At 71.1% G+C, this 18,736-nt stretch carries 19 protein-coding genes; 8 read left to right on the forward strand and 11 right to left on the reverse strand.

The window, feature by feature from the left end:
• Positions 1–39 precede the first annotated feature (39 nt).
• Genes mobA through EAT49_RS09495 form a run of 3 tightly spaced genes read left to right on the forward strand, consistent with a single transcriptional unit; the run spans position 40 to position 2,068 of the window.
• Complete coding sequence (gene mobA, locus EAT49_RS09485) at positions 40–651, forward strand: molybdenum cofactor guanylyltransferase MobA (protein ID WP_246003811.1); 612 nt, start codon at positions 40–42, stop codon at positions 649–651.
• Complete coding sequence (locus EAT49_RS09490) at positions 648–1,493, forward strand: molybdopterin guanine dinucleotide synthesis (protein WP_246003812.1); 846 nt, start codon at positions 648–650, stop codon at positions 1,491–1,493. The genes mobA and EAT49_RS09490 overlap by 4 nt, the downstream gene beginning before the upstream one ends.
• Positions 1,490–2,068, forward strand: a complete 579-nt coding sequence (locus EAT49_RS09495; RefSeq protein WP_123642080.1) for a GNAT family N-acetyltransferase — start codon at positions 1,490–1,492, stop codon at positions 2,066–2,068. Before EAT49_RS09490 ends, EAT49_RS09495 begins: the two co-directional genes overlap by 4 nt.
• Positions 2,069–2,236: 168 nt before the next feature.
• Here EAT49_RS09495 and EAT49_RS09500 read toward each other — a convergent pair whose 3' ends face one another.
• From EAT49_RS09500 to EAT49_RS09520, 5 genes are all read right to left on the reverse strand, one after another.
• Positions 2,237–2,890 (reverse strand): pyridoxamine 5'-phosphate oxidase family protein, encoded by a 654-nt coding sequence (locus tag EAT49_RS09500; RefSeq protein WP_123642081.1) that lies wholly within the window; start codon positions 2,888–2,890, stop codon positions 2,237–2,239.
• A 207-nt stretch (positions 2,891–3,097) separates the two neighbouring features.
• On the reverse strand, positions 3,098–3,559 hold the full coding sequence (locus tag EAT49_RS09505; RefSeq protein WP_123642082.1) for a hypothetical protein: 462 nt from the start codon (positions 3,557–3,559) through the stop codon (positions 3,098–3,100).
• Positions 3,556–4,164: a glycerol-3-phosphate 1-O-acyltransferase PlsY gene (gene plsY / locus EAT49_RS09510; protein ID WP_123642083.1), complete on the reverse strand. Its 609-nt coding sequence runs from the start codon at positions 4,162–4,164 to the stop codon at positions 3,556–3,558. Before plsY ends, EAT49_RS09505 begins: the two co-directional genes overlap by 4 nt.
• The gene (gene pyrC / locus EAT49_RS09515; protein ID WP_123642084.1) at positions 4,164–5,435 is read right to left on the reverse strand and encodes a dihydroorotase; all 1,272 of its coding nucleotides are present in this window, start codon (positions 5,433–5,435) and stop codon (positions 4,164–4,166) included. Before pyrC ends, plsY begins: the two co-directional genes overlap by 1 nt.
• Before the next feature lie 53 nt (positions 5,436–5,488).
• Complete coding sequence (locus tag EAT49_RS09520; protein WP_123642085.1) at positions 5,489–6,103, reverse strand: hypothetical protein; 615 nt, start codon at positions 6,101–6,103, stop codon at positions 5,489–5,491.
• A gap of 291 nt (positions 6,104–6,394) precedes the next feature.
• Between EAT49_RS09520 and EAT49_RS09525 the strand changes: the two genes are divergently transcribed.
• Positions 6,395–7,426, forward strand: a complete 1,032-nt coding sequence (locus EAT49_RS09525) for an aldo/keto reductase (RefSeq protein WP_123642086.1) — start codon at positions 6,395–6,397, stop codon at positions 7,424–7,426.
• Between the two features lie 111 nt (positions 7,427–7,537).
• Here EAT49_RS09525 and EAT49_RS09530 read toward each other — a convergent pair whose 3' ends face one another.
• From EAT49_RS09530 to EAT49_RS09545, 4 genes are all read right to left on the reverse strand, one after another.
• A complete protein-coding gene (locus EAT49_RS09530; RefSeq protein WP_123642087.1) occupies positions 7,538–7,786 on the reverse strand; it encodes a DUF6455 family protein in 249 nt (82 codons plus the stop codon).
• 228 nt (positions 7,787–8,014) lie between these two features.
• Positions 8,015–8,446, reverse strand: a complete 432-nt coding sequence (locus EAT49_RS09535) for a hypothetical protein (protein WP_123642088.1) — start codon at positions 8,444–8,446, stop codon at positions 8,015–8,017.
• The gene (locus EAT49_RS09540) at positions 8,443–8,967 is read right to left on the reverse strand and encodes a hypothetical protein (protein WP_123642089.1); all 525 of its coding nucleotides are present in this window, start codon (positions 8,965–8,967) and stop codon (positions 8,443–8,445) included. Before EAT49_RS09540 ends, EAT49_RS09535 begins: the two co-directional genes overlap by 4 nt.
• Positions 8,964–9,920, reverse strand: coding sequence for an aspartate carbamoyltransferase catalytic subunit (locus EAT49_RS09545; RefSeq protein ID WP_123642090.1), 957 nt, complete (start codon positions 9,918–9,920; stop codon positions 8,964–8,966). The genes EAT49_RS09540 and EAT49_RS09545 overlap by 4 nt, the downstream gene beginning before the upstream one ends.
• A gap of 108 nt (positions 9,921–10,028) precedes the next feature.
• Between EAT49_RS09545 and EAT49_RS09550 the strand changes: the two genes are divergently transcribed.
• The 4 genes from EAT49_RS09550 (at position 10,029) to EAT49_RS09565 (ending at position 16,342) form a co-directional block, all read left to right on the forward strand.
• On the forward strand, positions 10,029–10,844 hold the full coding sequence (locus tag EAT49_RS09550; RefSeq protein ID WP_123642091.1) for a uracil-DNA glycosylase: 816 nt from the start codon (positions 10,029–10,031) through the stop codon (positions 10,842–10,844).
• Complete coding sequence (gene moaB, locus EAT49_RS09555) at positions 10,841–11,383, forward strand: molybdenum cofactor biosynthesis protein B (RefSeq protein ID WP_123642092.1); 543 nt, start codon at positions 10,841–10,843, stop codon at positions 11,381–11,383. The genes EAT49_RS09550 and moaB overlap by 4 nt, the downstream gene beginning before the upstream one ends.
• A 103-nt stretch (positions 11,384–11,486) precedes the next feature.
• Positions 11,487–12,944 carry an efflux RND transporter periplasmic adaptor subunit gene (locus EAT49_RS09560; protein ID WP_123642093.1) on the forward strand — a complete coding sequence of 486 codons (1,458 nt, stop codon included), beginning with the start codon at positions 11,487–11,489 and terminating at the stop codon, positions 12,942–12,944.
• A gap of 2 nt (positions 12,945–12,946) precedes the next feature.
• Complete coding sequence (locus EAT49_RS09565) at positions 12,947–16,342, forward strand: efflux RND transporter permease subunit (protein ID WP_123642094.1); 3,396 nt, start codon at positions 12,947–12,949, stop codon at positions 16,340–16,342.
• Between the two features lie 157 nt (positions 16,343–16,499).
• Here the strand turns inward: EAT49_RS09565 and EAT49_RS09570 are convergent, their stop codons facing one another.
• Together EAT49_RS09570 and EAT49_RS09575 are read right to left on the reverse strand one after the other, a co-directional pair.
• Positions 16,500–16,829 (reverse strand): hypothetical protein, encoded by a 330-nt coding sequence (locus EAT49_RS09570; RefSeq protein WP_123642095.1) that lies wholly within the window; start codon positions 16,827–16,829, stop codon positions 16,500–16,502.
• On the reverse strand, positions 16,816–18,702 hold the full coding sequence (locus EAT49_RS09575) for an OmpA family protein (RefSeq protein WP_123642096.1): 1,887 nt from the start codon (positions 18,700–18,702) through the stop codon (positions 16,816–16,818). Before EAT49_RS09575 ends, EAT49_RS09570 begins: the two co-directional genes overlap by 14 nt.
• Positions 18,703–18,736 lie beyond the last annotated feature (34 nt).

Genomic DNA, 18,736 nt, shown 5'->3' on the forward strand with positions numbered 1-18,736 from the left:
AAACTCCGGCCAGCGCGGCCTAGGCCCGCCCGGAGGCAGATGCAAGCGGACCCCGCCATGGCTCAGGCGCAGGACACGGACCCGGGGCCTGCCGGGATCATTCTCGCGGGCGGCCGGGGCCGCCGGATGGGCGGCGCGGACAAGGCCCTGTGTCGTCTCGGCGGCCGGACGCTTGGCGCCCGTGTCCGCGACCGGCTCCGGCCGCAGGTTCCGGCGCTCGCCCTGAATGCCAACGGCGATCCCGCGCGCTTCGCCGCGCTCGGCCTGCCGGTGATCCCCGACACCCTGCCCGATGGCGGCCCCCTCGCCGGGGTGCTCGCGGGACTCGACTGGGCCGCCTCGCTCGGCGCGACGCGGCTCCTGACCGCCGCCGCCGACACGCCCTTCCTGCCCTGCGACCTCCTGCATCGCCTCGCCGCCGCCGGCACCCTGCCCGCCTACGCCGCCACCGCGGAGGGCGCACATCCCACCGCCGCCCTCTGGCCCGTCGCCCTGCGCGACGCCTTGCGCGCGGAGCTCGACGACGGCACCCGCAGGATGCGGGAGGCGATGGACCGGCTCGGCGCGGTCCCGGTGCCCTTCCCCGACCCCGCCGCCTTCTTCAACGTGAACACGCCCGAAGACCTCGCCATGGCAGAGACCTTCCCGTGATCTGGGACGAGGTCGCCATGGTCGACTGGTCCGGCGGCAACGACCGGGGCGCCGCGCCGAAAGCCGATGCCATCTGGATCGCCACCAGCCGCCCAGGCGAGGCGCCTCTCTACTGCCGCAACCGCGGACAGGCCGAGGCCTGGCTTCTCGCCCGCATCGAGGAGACCCTCGCGCGCGGCAGACGGCTCCTGATCGGCTTCGATTTCCCCTTCGGCTACCCCTCGGGATTCGCCGCCGCCATCACCGGACGGCCCGATCCCCTCGCGCTCTGGTCCTGGCTCGCGGACCGGATCGAGGATGCCCCGGGGGCCAACAACCGGTTCGACGTCGCCGCCATGATGAACCGCAGGCTGCCCGGCCTTGGCCCCTTCTGGGGCAACGCGCTGAAACGCGACATCCCGGACCTGCCGCGCCGGGGCAACGCCCGCAGCTTCCGCTGGCACCGCCCCCGCCGAGCGGCCGAGGACCGGGCCCCCGGCGCCTTCGAGGTCTGGCAGCTTGCCGGCGCGGGCGCCGTGGGCAGCCAGGCCCTGATGGGCCTGCCCGTGCTCTGGCGCCTCCGCGCGGCCTTTCCGGGCCGCATCGCCGCCTGGCCCTTCGACCCGCTGGACCTGCCCGTGGCCTTCGTGGAGATCTGGCCCTCCCTCGTCTCCTCCGCCATCGCCGCGCGCTACCCTCACGAACCGATCCGCGACCGCGCGCAGGTGGCGGCCCTCGCCGCCGCGGTCCCTGCCCTCTCTCCGGCCACGCTCTCTGCCATGCTCGCCGTGGAGGCCCCGGAGGAAGGCTGGATCTTCGGCCTCGGGCACGAGGAGGCGCTGTCCCGCGCGGTTGCGCCATGATCGTGCGCCAGGGGTTCGAGCCCCGCGACCGCGACAGCCTCGCCCGGCTCTACTGGGCGGCGTTCGGCGGCAAGCTCGGCCGTGTCCTTGGCCCCGAGCGCCACGCCCTCGCCTTCGTCGCCCGCGTGGCCAATCCCGAGCGCGCACTCTGCGTCCACGAGGGCGGCCGCCTCGTCGGGGTCGCGGGGTTCCATGCGGGCGGTCTCGCGCTGGTGGGCGGCGGCATGTCCGACCTCGCCGCCGTCTACGGCCGGGCCGGGGCGCTCTGGCGCGGCGCGGCCCTGACGGTGCTCGAACGGCCCCAGGCGCGCGGCGACCTGCTGGTGGACGGCATCTTCGTCGCCGACAGCCACCGCGGCCGCGGCGTGGGCTCCGCCCTGATCGAGGCTCTCGCCCGCGAGGCCCTCTCCCGCGGGCTCGACCGCGTGCGGCTCGACGTGACACACGAGAACCCCCGAGCCCGCGCGCTCTACGAACGCCGCGGCTTCGTCCCCGTGGCGCAGCAGTCGGGGCGGCTCCTGCCCTGGCTCTTCGGCTTTTCCGGCGCGGTGACCATGGTCCGGCAGGTCCGGTAGGCCGACCGCCGCGCGCGGCGCAGAGGCTGCTCCCGAAGGGAGTATTTGAGGCCAGATGAGGAGGGGGCGCGGCGCCCCCGCACGGCTGGGGTCTCGAGACCGCTGCGGTTCGTTGCAGGGAGCCCTCCGCCGGGCGGGCAGGCCCTGCGCCCTGACGCGGGATGCCCGTCAGTACATCGACTGCCGGTACTTTTCCTCGAGCCCTTCATCGAGGCGCTTCTGCTCTTCCGGGTCGGAGGGGGCGCCGGTCGTCTGGTCCAGGATGATCTTCATCAGCGAGGGAACGTCCCGTCTGTTCTGGAACTGACCGGCATCCCAGAGGCGCGACCGCCGGAGCGCCTTCGCGCAATGGATGAAGACCTCGTCGACATGCACCGCGATGGCGATCCCCGGAATGCGTTCATTGACGGCCATCGACGACAGGAGCGCCGGGTCCCGCGTGAGCTCTGCCCTGCCGTTGACCCTCATGGTGTCGTCGAAGCCGGGGACGAGGAAGAGCAGGCCCACCTTCGGGTTCGTCAGGATATTCGACAATGTGTCGAGACGGTTGTTCCCCGGCCTGTCCGGGATCAGGAGGGTACGGGAATCCAGCACTTTCACGAAGCCGCGCGGATCGCCTCTCGGGCTTACGTCCGCCGCGCCGTTCGCGGACTGGGTGCCGATGCAGACGAAGGGGGACCTTTCGATGAAGGCCCGCGCATGGTCATCGACGTGATCGAGGCATTTCTTGATGGCGATGTCGTGTGTCGCCGGGAATCGCGCCCTGAGATCGGCTTCGGTTCGAACCAGGAATTCGGGGTTCAGCACAGTGTCGCCTGACATGGTCTCTCCAGCTTCCGTCCGGATCATCGCCCGGAGTATGTCCGGCCGGAGAAGAGCTACACCGCAGGGCGACGGCCGTTCAAGGTGACGCACGGGGGGGGGCCGGACCCTCAGGAGCGCGTCGCGCCTGCATCGGGCCGTATCCGGCGCCGAACGCCAGGGCGCGGCACGGAAGTCTCCGGGCACGCGGCGCGCCGCACCCGGGCCTCAGCCCTCCTCCGGCCGTCCGTCCACCGGGGTGAGGAACTCCGTCCCGCCCGCCACGAGGGCCTGCACGCAGGGCGCGGCGCCGTAGCTGTCGCAATAGCTGCCGTGCCGGGAGAGCAGGATCACCCGCATCCCGTCGAACTCCGTCAGCGACCAGTGATGCGCCCACCAGCTTCGCGACCTCGCGCCGTCGATCACGAAATGGATCGGCGCGCCGCCCGTGCCGTGCCAGTGCGAGAGGTTGTAGTCGCAGAAGACGGCGGCGAAATCGACGACCGCGTCGTCCTCGAGCCCGTCGCCGTCGAGATCGGCCGGCGTGACCGCGCCCGGCTCGACGCTCAGCCCGCCCGCGTCCATCCCGGCGCATTCCACCTCCGCCGAGGCGAGGATCTCTGCCACCCGATCGGCCCGCGCCATGGCCGGCATTGCCAGAAGCGCCGCTGCGGCAAGGAGCCGGATCACCGGCGGCTCCCGATCCTGGGCTCGGTTCCGGCCCTGAGGCGGATCAGGTTCTCGCCGTGCCGCCAGAAGACCAGCGCCGCCAGCACCACCGCCAGAAGCACCAGATCCCCCCGCCCCAGCACCAGCGCCCAGACCGGCGCCAGCGCCGCCGCGCCCAGCGCGCCGACAGAGGAGATCCGGCTCATCCCCGCCGCCGCCAGCCACGAGACGCAGGCCGCCAGCCCCACCGGCCAGGCGAGCGCGAGGAGGATGCCGAGGAAGGTCGCGACTCCCTTGCCGCCCCGGAACCCCAGCCAGACCGGAAAGCAATGCCCGACGAACGAGGCCAGCGCCGCCGCCTGCGCCGCGTCCGCCCCCGCAAGGCCCAGCGCCGCCAGCGTCACGAACGCCCCCTTGCCGCTGTCCATCACCAGCGTCAGCGCGGCGGCGGGCTTGTGCCCCGTGCGCAGCACGTTCGTCGCCCCGATGTTGCCCGACCCGACCTTGCGCAGGTCCCCGAGCCCGAAGACCCGCGCGAAGACGATCCCGAAGGGCACCGACCCGGCGAGATAGCCCAGCACCAGCCACAGCAGGAGCACCGGGGCAGAGGAGACCAGATCCGGCATCACCCTTCCCACACCCTTTGCCCGGCGACCCAGGTGCCGCGCACGCGCCCCTGCAACCTTGCCCCGTCGAACGGCGTGTTCTTCGACTTCGACCGCATCGTGAAGCGGTCGAGCACGAAGGGCGCATGGGGATCGAAAAGCACGAGATCCGCCGGCGCCCCCGCCCCGAGCCGCCCCGTCTCCAGCCCCAGCCTGCGCGACGGCGCCAGCGACAGCGCGCGAAAGAGCTGCGGCAGGCTCAGGTTCCCCCCGTGGAACAGCCGCAGCGCGGCGGGCAGCAGCGTCTCCAGCCCCACAGCCCCCGAGGCCGCCTCCTCGAAGGGCAGGCGCTTGCTCTCCTCGTCCTGCGGCGTATGCATCGACGAGATCACGTCGATCAGCCCCGAGGCCACCGCCTCCACCATCGCGACCCGGTCGTCCTCGGACCGCAGCGGGGGCTTGAGCTTGAAGAAGGTCCGGTAGTCCGCGACGTCGAACTCGTTCAGCGTCAGGTGATGGATGCCCACGCCCGCGGTGATGTCGAAGCCGTTGCGCTTTGCCCGCTCCAGCGCCGGCAGGGCGCGGGCCGTGGTCACCTGATCCACATGCAGCCGCGCGCCCGTCATCTCCAGCAGGGCGATATCCCGGTCGAGACCCATTCTCTCGGCCATGGGCGACACCGCCGGCAACCCGCGCAGCGAGGCGAACTTGCCCGATGTGGCGCAGGCGCCCGCGCTCAGGCCGGGCTCCTGCACATGGGTCACGACAAGCGCGCCGAGCGAGCGGGCATAGGTCAGCGCGCGCGCGTAGATCCGCGTGTCGGTCACCACCCGGTCGCAATCGGTGAAGGCCACCGCGCCCGCGTCCATCAGGAACCCGATCTCGGTCATCTCCCGGCCCTCGCGGCCCTTCGTGAGCGCCGCCATGGGGAGCACCCGCACGATGCTGTCGGCACTCGCCCGGCGGGCCACGAATTCCAGCGTCTCGGGCGTGTCGATGGCGGGGTCCGTGTCCGGCCGGGTGACCATGGTCGTTACGCCCCCCGCCGCCGCCGCCCGGCCCGCCGAGGCAAAGCTCTCCTTGTGCCGTTCCCCGGGCTCGGAGACCTTCACCCCGAGATCGACGATCCCCGGTGCCAGGCAATGCCCCCGGCAGTCGAGCGCGCCCCCTGGCACTTCCGCCCCCTCCCAGACCTCGGCGATCCGGTTGCCCTCGATCCGGAGACCGCCGATCCGCGTCTCGGGGGCCTCGGGGTCGATCAGCTGGGCATTGGCGAGAAGGATGGGGGGCATCGGTCCGTCCGGATGGGTGTCGACGCGGTCTCTAGCGCCTCGTGGGGGGGATGTCAGCCGCCCGCGACCGACGGCGGGTCCGGGCGCGGCGCGGTCGCGGACACGGGGCCGGGCAGCACCGACCAGCGCCAGCCGTCGGGGCGGAGCGGCGCATTGGCCCTTGCCGCCGCGCGCACCAGTTCCGCGACCCGGGCTCCCTCTCCGATCATGTCGAGGCGATACTCCTGCCAGGTCGTCTGGCGCCCGCCGTGCCCGGTGGCAAAGGACAGCGGCCCCCGGCCCAGGATCACGCAGTCGGGCGGCCCGGGATCTAGCCGCACCGCCCCGGGATCGAGCGGCAGGATCTCGAGCGGCCGGACGCCGCCGCGGTCGATCAGGACCCTCCGGTCGGTGACCGCATAGCGGCAGCGCCGCCGCCCCGCCGCGTTCCATGCCGCCACCGCCCAGACCTGCGCCGCGAGAAACCCGGCGAGGCCAAGCGCAATCCACCCCGACCCCGGCAGGCCCAGCCCGGCCCAGAGCAGCAGCAGGGCCAGACCGATGATGCCCCAGACCAGGATGAGCGGGGTCGTGACCGGCCGCACCGGGCGCAGTGCGAGCCCCTGCGCGGGCCGCCCCTCCCACAGAAGCGCCTCCCCCGGCAGGAGCGGCCAGTCTCCCTGCGTCATCGGTCCCCTCTCTCTCCGCGCAGGGCAACTCCAAAGGACGGGACCGGTCCGGTCAAGGTCTCCCGGAGGTCCCCCGCCCCGGACCCTGCGCATCCCCCGCAGGGGCCACCGGAGGTCCCGGCGGCCGGCCCCGACACCCCGGTGTCAAGCCGCCACGGATGCAAGGGGCAGGTTCCTCCGTGAAAGGGCCGCGGCCATGGGCTTCGGAAGTTCGACCCGGTAAGCTTCCCGGCGAACCCGGGTCCCCCGTCCCCGGACACATCCCGCTTTCACGACAAGAGGCTCACACCCATGGACCACAGAACCCTCGGCGCCAGCGGCGCCGTCGTCTCCTCCCTCGCTCTCGGGGCCATGACCTTCGGCGACGAGGCGGACGAGGCTACCTCCCGCCGGCTGATGAGCGCCTATGTCGCCGCCGGCGGGAACTTCATCGACACGGCCGATGTCTACAGCCGCGGCATCTCCGAAGAGATCGTGGGCCGCTGGCTCAAGGACCATCCCGCCGAGGCGCAGAAGGTCGTGATCACGACCAAGGCGCGCTTTCCCATGGGCGACGGCCCGAATGATCACGGCCTCTCCCGCGTCCACCTGCGCCGCGCCCTCGATGCCTCGCTGGCCCGGCTCGGGGTGGACCATATCGACCTCTACCAGATGCACGCCTGGGACGCGCTGACCCCGCTCGAGGAGACGCTGCGCTTTCTCGACGACGCGATCTCCGCCGGAAAGATCGGCTACTACGGCTTTTCCAACTTCCTCGGCTGGCAGCTGACCAAGGCCGTTCATGTGGCTAGGGCCGCCGGCCTCGCCGCGCCGGTCACGCTCCAGCCGCAGTACAACCTCCTCGTGCGCGACATCGAATGGGAGATCGTGCCCGCCGCCCTCGACGCAGGGATCGGCCTTCTGCCCTGGTCGCCCCTCGGCGGCGGCTGGCTCAGCGGCAAGTACCGCCGTGACGAAGCTCCCACCGGCGCCAGCCGTCTCGGGGAGCAGCCCGACCGCGGGATGGAAGCCTATGCCCCCCGCGCGGCGCAGGAGCGGACCTGGGCCATCCTCGACTCGGTGCGCGACGTGGCGGACCGGAACGACGCCACAATGGCGCAGGTGGCGCTCGCCTGGGTCGCGGCGCAGCCCGCGGTCACTTCGGTGCTGATCGGCGCCCGCAGCGAGGTGCAGCTCGCCGACAACCTCGCGGCCGCCGACCTGGCGCTTGCCGCCGAGGACCTCGCCCTCCTCACCGCCGCCAGCGCGCCGCAGCACAACGTCTATCCCTACGGCGTGCAGGCCGACCAGCAGCGCCACCGGAACATCACCGGCGGCCGCTGAGGGGCGTAGGACCCCGCTCCGCCTCCTCCGCAGGCCGGGCTCAGGCCCGGCCTGCCCGTCGCCGCCCCTCCCGGTCCCTCGGGCGCGGAGGGAATGCCATCACCCGGGGCCTTACCGCGCCGCGAGGCGTTCCTTGTTGCGGCAATAGTCAGGCGCGGCGTCGAGCGTCTCATGCGCCGCCTGAAGGCCGGCGCAGGCCCGGTGCCCGGCGCAGCCTGCGCAGGCCAGCACCATGGCGCGGTAGCGGGCCGCCGCGGCGTCGGGCGCGCGCTCCATCCCGGCGTTCAGGTCCACGCCCAGCCGCCCGGCCATACCGTCCAGCAGCACGCCGCTGTGGCTCAGCCTCGAGAGAAATCCCATGACGCGACCCTTTCCTGATCCTGCATGTCGCCCGCAGGTGACCCGGCGCCGCGTCCGCGCGCCATGATCTGGGTCAAGCGGTCACGGACCGACACCCCTTCGGACATGGAATCCAGCCGAAGATGCCGCGCCCGCACCCGGCCCCAAAACATCAATAAAGCCACATACGTATTTAATATCATATACATAGAGACCCGTTTCATCGTGAAACACCGGCAGACCGGCGCCTCAGCCCCGCGCCGCCTCGATCGCCGCGCGGGTGCGGCCCGGGTCGGCCTGGTAGCGGATCAGGTGCTTCTCGCCCTCGATGGTGACGACCTGAACCGCGCTCGCGATCGTCCTCACCTTGTCGATCCGCCCGAGCGGCACCACCCGCGTCCCCGGCCCCAACAGGCGTCGCTCCGTCAGGTCCCACCGCGCGCCGAGCTCGTCCGAGGCGACGTACCAGCCCCGCACGACGATGGCCGCGAGCCCGCCCACCGCGCCGGTCCAGACGTACGGGTTCCCCATCAGCCAGAGGATCACCATGCCCACCCCCATCGCCAGCGCGGCGAGCCAGGCATGATCGCGGATGTAGGTGGTCCGGTCGGGCCGGAAGCTCTCCCGGACGCTCTCCCCCGGCTCGAGCGCCGTCGTCGGCGTCAGCTGGTAGTCGCTCATCCCCCCACCCACACCATGACGCCCACCAGCGCCAGCAGCACGAGAATCGCGATGGTCGCGATCCGCCCCGACATCGCCGCGTCCGACGGCCCCTTCCTCGGCTGGTCGATCCACCCCTCTGCCGAGGCCGACCGCAGCTTCTCCATCGGCGCGACGCTGACCGGCTCGCCGTAGGTCCCGATCCACCGCAGCGGCGCCCGCGGCCGCAGCGTCCGCCCCCGCACCGCCGCCGACAGCACGATCAGCACATGCCCCGTCAGCTCGGCAAGGCGCGGCAGGTCGTCCCTCAGCTGCGCCGGATCGACGCCCAGCCCCTCCTCCATGTAGCCGGCGAGGCCGAGCCCCTCGAGCCCGGAGACCGCGACATACTCCCACTGTCCCTCGACAAGCTTCTCCACCCCCAGCGCCGCGGCCACATTCTCCGCCGTCCCCCAGCCATCGGCCTCCTCCGCCGGAAGATCGACCGCGAACAGCCGCACCTGCCCGCGCTCGTGCTCGGGGACATACATGACGTCGGTCACACCATCACCTCCCGCGGGCCGCGGACCTGGCGCAGGTTGCGGGCCAGAAGGTCCATCGCCGCCATGCGCACGGCGACGCCCATCTCCACCTGTTCCTGGATCACGGATCGGTTGATGTCGTCGGCAAGCGTGCCGTCGATCTCCACCCCGCGGTTCATGGGGCCGGGATGCATCACGATGGCGTCCTCCTTCGCGTGCGACAGCTTCGCCGCATCGAGACCGTAGCGGTGGAAATACTCGCGCTCGGACGGGATGAAGCCGCCGTCCATCCGCTCCTTCTGGAGACGCAGCATCATCACCACGTCGGCATCGCGCAGGCCCTCGGCCATGTCCTCGCAGACCTCGACCCCGAACTCCGCCACCCCGGCGGGCATCAAGGTGGGCGGTCCAACGAGCCGCACCCGGTTCTCCATCTTGCCCAGCAGCAGGATGTTCGAGCGGGCCACCCGCGAATGGGCGATGTCGCCGCAGATCGCCACTGTCAGCCGGTGCAGCCGGCCCTTGGCGCGGCGGATCGTCAGCGCGTCGAGCAGCGCCTGGGTCGGGTGCTCGTGCCGGCCGTCCCCCGCGTTGAGGACGGCGCAGGTCACCTTCTGCGCCAGAAGGTCGACCGCGCCGGAATTGGGGTGCCGCACCACCAGAAGGTCGGGCCGCATCGCGTTCAGCGTCAGCGCGGTGTCGATCAGCGTCTCGCCCTTCTTCAGAGACGAGGCGCCCATGGCCATGGACATCACGTCGGCGCCCAGCCTCTTGCCCGCCAGCTCGAAACTGGCCTGAGTGCGGGTCGAAGCCTCGAAGAACATGTTGATCTGGGTGAAATCGGCGAGCGCGTCCCAGTGCCTGCGGCCCGCGCGGGCGGCCTCGGCGTAGTCCTGAGCGAGATCGAGGAGCGTGCTGATCTCCTCCGGGTGCAGAGGCTCGATGCCCAGAAGATGGGTCTGGCGAAAGGTCATCCGGGCTCCCCTGTTTTGCGGCGGTTATAGAAAGCGGGGCCGCGCGGGTGCAAGGACGGGTGGCGATCCGCCCTACCCTTCGGTGACGGCGAGGGCTAGGACAAGGACGTGGAGACCCGCGAGTCATACGAGGCGGCGCTGGCCGCGCTGATCTGGCAGATCGAACTCGGCGCCGACGAGGCCATCGCCGACGCACCCTTGGACCGCTACGCGCTCTCGGCATCGGCCATGGCGGCGCAGGCGAAGGCCGCACAGGCCGCCGCCGCCCCGGTGCCTGCCAAGGGCGCGCTTCCAACGCCTGTGCGCGCCCCGGAGATCGACCCGGTGGCCGAGGCCCGCGCGGCTGCGGAGGCTGCGAGCGATCTCGGTGCGCTGTCCGCGGCGATGGAGGCCTTCGATCACTGCGAGTTGAAACGCGGCGCGCGGTCCTTCGTCTTCTGCGACGGGGTCCCCGCGGCCCGCCTGATGATCGTCGGAGAGGCCCCGGGCCGCGAGGAGGACCGGGCGGGTCGGCCCTTCGTGGGGCGGGCGGGGCAGCTCCTCGACCGGATGCTGGCGGCCATCGGCCTCGACCGCCGGTCGGAGGATCCTGCGAAAGCGGTCTACATCTGCAACGTCCTGCCTTGGCGTCCTCCGGAGAATCGCAAGCCAGAGGCCGCGGAACGGGCCATGTTCAAGCCGTTCCTCGAAAAGCACATCGCCCTCGCAGCGCCCGAGGTGCTGGTCCTGATGGGCAACACGCCCTGCGAGACGCTGCTGGGCCGCGCCGGGATCACCCGAATCCGGGGCCAGTGGGCCGAGGTACTGGGCAGGCCGGCCCTGCCCACGTTCCACCCCGCCTACCTGCTGCGCACGCCGCAGGCGAAACGCGAGGCCTGGCTCGACCTGCAACAGATCCGTTTCCGACTGGAGGCCGCCCCATGAGCCGCATCGACGACAGCCGCGACTTCCTGCCGGTCCGCATCGCGGTGCTCACGGTCTCGGACACCCGCACCGCCGACGACGACCGGTCCGGCGACACGCTGGTCGAACGGCTGGAGGCGGCGGGCCATGTCCTTGCGGCCCGGGCGATCCTGCCGGACGACAGGCAGGCCATCGCGGGCAAGCTCCGCGAATGGTGCGCGAGCGACGAGATCGACGTGGTCATCAGCACCGGCGGCACCGGCCTGACGGGTCGCGACGTGACCGTCGAGGCGCACCGCGACGTCTACGAGAAGGAAATCGAGGCCTTCGGCACCGTCTTCACCTGGGTCAGCCTGCAGAAGATCGGCACGTCCGCCGTGCAGAGCCGCGCCACCGGCGGCGTGGCGAACGGAACCTACCTCTTCGCGCTTCCCGGCTCGCCCTCGGCCTGCCGCGACGCCTGGGACGAGATCCTGGCGCCACAGCTCGATTACAGGCACAAGCCCTGCAACTTCGTCGAGATCCTGCCGCGGCTCGACGAGCACCTGCGCAGGAAATGAACACGGGTGACGACGGACTCCCGCTCCCGGACCGTTGAAGACCGGGTGGTTTGGCATGGCTCGTCGCCGGGCTATGTACGGATCTGATTTCGAGGGATCACGAATGAAATTTCTGCGCCGCAGCCTGGTCGGTTTGTTCCTCCTTTCGGTCACCGTCGCCCTGTTGGCCCTGGCGGGTCAGACGATCGTTGCCGCGGTGGAGGAGCGCTTGAATGCCGAGCCGCAGAGCTTTCCGTCGCGCGAGAGAGTGCTGACGGTCAATGTCGTGCCGTATGAGCCGGGCACCGTGACGCCCGTGTTGCAGGTCTTCGGAGAACTGCGCAGCCAGCGGACGCTGGACATGCGGGCATCGGTAGGCGGCCGGATCGTGGAGGTCGCCGACACCTTCGTCGACGGCGGCCGCGTCAGGGCGGGAGACGTGCTGGTGCGGATCGATCCGACCGACGCCGAATCGGCCCTCGCCCGCAGCCGCGCGGATCTCCAGGATGCCGAGGCCGAGCTGCGCGATGCGGAGCGGGCGATCGTGCTTGCGCGGGACGAGTTGAGCGCGGCGGAGGAACAGGTCACGCTGCGCGAGCGCGCGCTCGAGCGCCAGCAGGATCTCGCGGACCGCGGCGTTGCCACGGCAGCGGCGCTCGAGGAGGCGGAGCTGGCGGTGTCCAGCGCCCGGGCCTCGGTGCTGTCCCGCCGCCAGGCCGTCGCCACCGCCGAGGCGCGGATCGACCAGGCGGCCACCCGCCTCGCCCGTATCGAGATTGATATGGCAGAGGCAGAGCGCGCCCTCGCCGATACCGAGATCGAGGCGGCCTTCGACGGGGTTCTCTCCGAGGTCTCCGTCGTCGAGGGCGGGCGCGTGGCCGCGAACGAGCTTCTCGCGCGGCTCATCGACCCCGACCGGCTCGAGGTATCGTTCCGCGTCTCCACCGCCCAGTATGCGCGGCTCCTCGACGAGGAGGGGGATCTGCGCCCCGCTCCGGTGACTGCCACGCTCGATGTCTCGGGCGTCGATCTGACCGCGACGGGCCGCCTGTCGCGCGTGTCGGCAGCGGTTCCCGAGGGCCAGACCGGCCGCCTGATCTTCGCCCGGCTGGATGAGGCGCCCGGCTTCAGACCCGGCGATTTCGTGACCGTCGCGGTGGAGGAGCCACCGCTTGATGCCGTGGCACGGCTCCCGGCGACGGCGGTGGCCTCTGACGGGACGGTTCTCGTGGTCGGCGCCGAGGAGCGCCTCGACCTGCGCCCGGTGGAGGTCCTGCGCCGGCAGGGCGACGAGGTGATCCTGCGCGGCGAGGGGCTCGCAGGCGACCTCGTCGTGGCCGAGCGTTCGCCCCTGCTGGGCCTCGGCATCAAGGTCCGACCGCTCCTGCCGGGCGGCGCGGATGCCGCCCCCGAGGCGCCGGAGACCGTGCAGCTCGATCCCGACCGGCGGGCGCGGCTCGTCGCCTTCGTGCAGGGCTCGCCCATGCCCGACGAGGCCAAGACCCGGATCCTGTCGCAGCTCGAAGGCGAGGACGTGCCTGCCGAGATCGTCGCCCGGCTCGAGAGCCGGATGGGCAGCTGACGATGGCCGCCGCTTCCGATCCGCCCAAGGCCAAGGGCATCCTCAGCTATTTCACCCGCCACCGCACGGCGGCGAACCTCCTCCTGGTGCTGATGGTCGCCGCGGGTCTCTGGGCCGCTCCGCAGATGCGCGCGCAGTTCTTCCCGGACGTGGTCGTCGACGATATCGACGTGCAGATCGGCTGGGACGGCGCGGGGGCCGAAGACGTGGACCGCGCCATCGTGCAGGTCCTGTCCCCCGTGCTCATGGGCGTCGAGGGCGTGACCGACACCTCCGCTCGCGCCACCGAGGGCTCGGCCCGGCTGACCCTGGAGTTCGAGCCTGGCTGGGACATGACCCGGGCGGAGGAAGACGTGCAGGCGGCGCTCGACGGCGTGACCACCCTGCCCGAGGCGGCCGACGATCCCCGCATCCTGTCGGGCAACTGGTCCGACAGCGTCACAGATGTGGTGATCCGCGGACCGGTGGGCGTGGACCAGCTCGCCCGCTTTGCCGATGAATTTGTCCTGCGCCTGTTCGAAGCCGGTGTGACCCAGTCGACCATCCGCGGCGTGGCCGCGCCCGAGACGGTGATCGAGGTCCCCTCCATCGCCCTGATCGAGCACGACATCACCCTGCGCGAGATCGCCGACGCCGTCGCCGCAGAGGCCGATACCGACCCTGCGGGCGACGTCAGCGACCAGGCCCGGGTCCGCACCGGCAGCGCAAAACGAAGCGCCGAGGAAATCGCGGGCATCGTGCTGCGCGTGAACCCCGACCGCAGCGAGCTCACGGTCGGGGATGTCGCCACCGTCCGCGAAGAGGGAGTCGACCGCGAGCGGGCCTATTTCGTCGGCAGCGACAGCGCGGTGACGGTTCGCGTGGACCGGTCCCGGCAGGGCGACGCGATCCGCATCCAGCAATCGGTCGAGGAGGTGGCGCGGGAATTCCAGGCCGACCTGCCCCAGGGCGTGGTGATCGAGCTGATCCGAACCCGGGCCGACTACATCACCGGCCGCCTCGACATCCTGATCAGTAACGGGCTGATGGGCCTTGGTCTTGTCGTGCTGCTGCTGTTCCTGTTCCTCAATGCCCGCACCGCCTTCTGGGTCGCCGCCGGAATCCCCGTCGCCATGTGCGCCGCGGTGGCGGTGATGTATGCCGCGGGGCTGACCATCAACATGATCTCGCTTTTCGCGCTGATCATCACCCTCGGCATCGTGGTCGACGACGCCATCGTGGTGGGCGAACATGCCGACCACCGCGCCCGCGTCTACGGAGAAAGCGGCCCTGTTGCGGCGGAGAACGCGGCACAACGCATGTTCCTGCCGGTCTTCTCCGCGACCATCACCACGGTGATCGCCTTCTTCGGCCTCGTCGCCGTGGGCGGGCGTTTCGGCGACCTGATCGCCGACATTCCCTTCACCGTCATCGCCGTGCTGCTGGCGAGCCTCGTGGAATGCTTCCTGATCCTGCCCCACCACATGAGCCGTTCCGTCGGTTCGGCACATGGCCGCGCGTGGTACGACTGGCCCTCGCGCACCGTGAACCGCGGTTTCCGCTGGGTGCGGGAGCGCCTGTTCCGCCCGCTGATGCAAGGAGTGATCTGGGCCCGATACCCCGTGATCGCGGGCGCCATCGCGCTCCTCGCGTTCCAGGCGGCGCTGGTGGTGACGGGCCAGGTCCAGTGGCGCTTCTTCAACGCGCCGGAACAGGGCTCGGTCACGGGCAATTTCGCCATGCTTCCCGGCGCGACGCGAGAGGACACCCTGGCGATGATGCAGGAGATGCAGCGCGCCACGGACGCGCTCGGCGCGCGCTACGAGGAGGAGTACGGGATCAATCCGGTCGCCTATGCCCTGGCCGAGATCGGCGGCAACTCGGGCCGGGCCATCGCGGGCTCCGACACCAAGGACCCCGATCAGCTCGGCGCGATCTCGATCGAGCTCATCGACGCCGACCTGCGCCCCTATTCCAGCTTCGCCTTCGTGGCCGAGCTGCAGGACGAGGTGGTTCAGCATCCCATGGCGGAGACCGTCAGCTTCCGCTCCTGGGGCTCGGGCCCCGGCGGAGACGATCTCGACATCCAGCTCGCCGGCGCCGATCCCGACACGCTCAAGGCCGCGGCGGAGGACCTCAAGCAGGAGCTGGCCCGGTTCGGCGATATCACGGGCGTGGAGGATTCGCTCTCCTACGACAAGGAGGAGCTCGTGCTGACGCTGACGCCGCGCGGGCAGGCCCTCGGCTTCACCATCGACGCGCTCGGCCGCGACCTGCGCGACCGGCTGGGCGGGATCGAGGCCGCGACCTTCCCGTCGGGCGCCCGCTCCGCGGCGATCCGGGTGGAGCTTCCGGCGGGTGAGCTGACCGCCGATTTCCTCGACCGGACGCAGATGCGCACACCCGAAGGCGCCTACGTGCCACTGGCGGACATCGTCGCGGTCGAGAGCAGGACCGGCTTTTCCACGCTCCGGCGCGAGAATGGCGTCCTGCTGATCTCCGTCACCGGCGACATCACCGATGACGACGCCGACCGCGCGGCGGAGCTGAACCGTCTGATCACCGGCGACATCCTGCCCCGGATCGAGGCCGATCACGGTGTCGCCGGGACCATGTCGGGCCTGGCGGAACAGGAGCGGGCCTTCCTGTCGGACGCGCGGACCGGCACGATCATGGTCCTCGTGGGCATCTTCCTGACGCTCGCGTTCATCTTCTCCTCCTGGACGCGGCCCGTCGTGGTCATGGCGATCATTCCCTTCGGCCTCGTGGGGGCGATCTGGGGCCATGCGCAGTGGGACGTGCCGCTGTCGCTCTTCTCGGTCGTGGGCCTGATCGGGATGATCGGGATCATCATCAACGACTCGATCGTCCTGGTGACGACGATCGACGACTACGCAGGGGAACGCGGAATGCTGCCCGCCATCGTCGACGGTGCGGCGGACCGGCTGCGCCCGGTGCTTCTGACCACCCTGACCACGGTCCTCGGTCTCGCACCGCTGCTCTTCGAAGGTTCGAGCCAGGCGGAATTCCTGAAACCGACAGTGATCACCCTGACCTACGGGCTCGGCTTCGGCATGGTGCTGGTCCTGATCCTCGTGCCGGCGCTCATGGCCGTGCAGGAGGACCTGTCGAAGACAACCCGCGCCGCACGGCGCTCCCTCCGGACCCGGGCGCCGGCGCTCCGCCTGCCTGCCCTCATCGGTACCGTCGCCGCCGCCTTGCTCTTTGCCGCGACGCTCGGGCACGGGATGGCGGTCGGCGGTCCCTGGCCGCCCCTCGCCGCAATCCTCCCCGTCCCCGCAGAGGGAACCGCCGCCCTTCTCGGCCTCTTCACCGTCCTTCTGGCGGCCGTGCTTCTCGTGATCTACGCAGGCGCCGCCCTTGCCTTCGGCCTCCGTCGCCGCGGCAAGACCGCCTGACCCTTATTTTTCTGGCCTGAAATATCCCGGGGGGCCGCCCCCCGGCCGGCGGGGGCAGCGCCCCCTCCCCGGCCGGACCATGGACCAGAGCAAGCTCGCCTCCGCGCGCGGGACGGCGGGCGGGGCGATGCCGCTTGCGGCGAGCGTCGTCCTGCCGTCAGACGCCGACGTTGTGACGCTCGATATAGGTCCGCAGCTCCTCGGCCTCGTGCCGGGCCTCGCGCAGGCCGTCCATCGCCGCGCGCAGCTCCGCCTCGGTCTGATGGAGCTGGTTCGACATCTCCGCCTCGCGCTGCTGCAGGTAGATGATGGCCTGGTCGCGCGTCTCCTCGGCCTCGTGCAGCGCCTGAGCCATCCGATCGAGCTCGCCGATCTCTGCCTTCGTCACCCGGGTGAAGCGGTTCACCAGCCAGGAGGCGAACCAGCCGAGACAGAAGGCAACGAAAAGAACCGCCGCCGTGGCGATTATGAACTCAGTCCTGTTCATCGCTCCCGTCTTCCCCCCCGGCTGCCGCTTCCCCGTCCGCGTCGGCGGAGGCGTCCGTCGCCTCGCTCCCGACCAGCCGGAATTCGATGCGCCGGTTGGCTTCGCGGCCTTCCTCCGTCTCATTATCGGCAATCGGGTCCTCTTCGCCATAGCCCACTGCGCTGAACGAGCCGACCGGCACCCGCCGCTCGCGAAGACCGCGCAGGACGGCATCGGCACGGTCCTGGCTCAGGCGCAGGTTCATCTCCTCTCGGCCCTGGCTGTCGGTGTAGCCGGCCACCTCGACCCGCAGATCGGGGCAACGGCGCAGGATCTCCGCAATGTCGTCCATCACCGCCTGTGCCGGTCCCGCGATATCGGCCGACCCGGGATCGAAGGTGATCTTCCGGTTCCGGGTCACGATCCCGATCTGTTGGAGGCATTCCTCCGGGGTCGGCAGGGCCGCGATCGGGTCCAGCCGCTCCTCGTAGGTGACATCGACCGAAAAGTCCGCGTCCTGCCCCAGCTTCTCCACGAGAAGCTGCGCGATCTGGGTACGCGCGTCGGGATTGCCGGTAAGGCCGCTGACCCGGACCGTGTCGGGCCGCACGATCACCGATCCGCTTTCGAGTTCGCCCAGCGCCGCGATTCCCGCCAGAACCCGCACCGACCAGCCCGGCGGCAAACCCTCGGTCACGCGGGTCCCCATGGAAATCTCCGCCCCGTCGAACTGCGCCCGGGCATAGGTCTCGGCGGTCGTGTTCATGAGCGCGTCGGCCACGCGCCCGCGCAGCTGGACGAGGCCCTCCGGGCTGCGCGTCGCGGTGAATTCGGGCACGGTCTCGACGGCCTCGGCATCCGGCTCGACGGCAACCGCCGCCTCCAGAGCGAAGAGCGGAGGAAGCGCATTCTCGAGTTCGCCCGCCACCCGCTCGAAGACGGCTTCCGGCGTGTCCGCCGGCGCCACCAGGCTCACATCGGCGTCGGTCAGCGTCACGGTGCCGCCGCCCAGCTCCGCCACGGCGCCGATGGAGAGCGCCACGGCCTCGCTCCAGTGTTCGGAGGGCATCCCGAGGCCGATCCGGCAGGAGACCCGGCCGTCGAGGCCTGCAGCCACCGCGGCTTCCGTGATGACCGCCTCGCCTTCCGTGGAACCCGCGGCGCAGGCCTCGAAACGGGCGCCGTCCGCATCCGACACGAAACGCACGATGAAGGGCGAGATGACCGGGCGCGGCGCGGTGATGTCGACCGACAAGCTCAGCCCGGCGGGCCGCAGCCTTGCCAGTTCGTTCTCGATCCGGCGCTGATCCGTCGCGCTTTCCGCCATGGCGACCACGGAGACCTCGCCGGCGCTCACCGAGATCTTGGCCCGCTGGAGTCGCTCCAGCGCCTCCAGCGCGAAGATCATGGCGGGCGCCCAGCCGGGCGGGATCGGATGGTCCGCCGTCTCCATCAGGTCGGTGACCGGCTTGTCCGGAGCCGCCTCGGCGATCCGGTCCGCCATGCGCTCGCGGTCCGTATCGGCGGGGACCAGCCCGATGAGCGACACGCCTGCATCGTTGCGCAGGATCTCCACTGCGAAGGCGGGCGGCGCAAGGCCTTCGCGCTCCGCGACCGAGAGGTTGTCGATCACGCGGCTTGCATCGACCTGACCGCCCGCAACGCTCATGGCCCTGAACCGCTGCGCCTCGCTCGGCGCCTCGCCCTCGAGCACGATCTGAAGTCCGTCGCCCAGCACCCGGGCGAACAGCAGCCCCTCGCCCGCCAGGGCATCGCGAACGGCCACGACCGACCGGTCCTCCACCACTGCGACCGCCGCCCGGGCACCGAGGAAGGCACCCCCTGCCGCCGTGGCGAAAGCGAGGAAGGTCAGAAGGAGACCGGATAGCCGCATGGCACCTCGGGCAGCATTGTTTCGGACCGCGCTT

The organism is Histidinibacterium lentulum (genome assembly GCF_003789055.1).
GTDB lineage: Bacteria > Pseudomonadota > Alphaproteobacteria > Rhodobacterales > Rhodobacteraceae > Oceanicola > Oceanicola lentulus.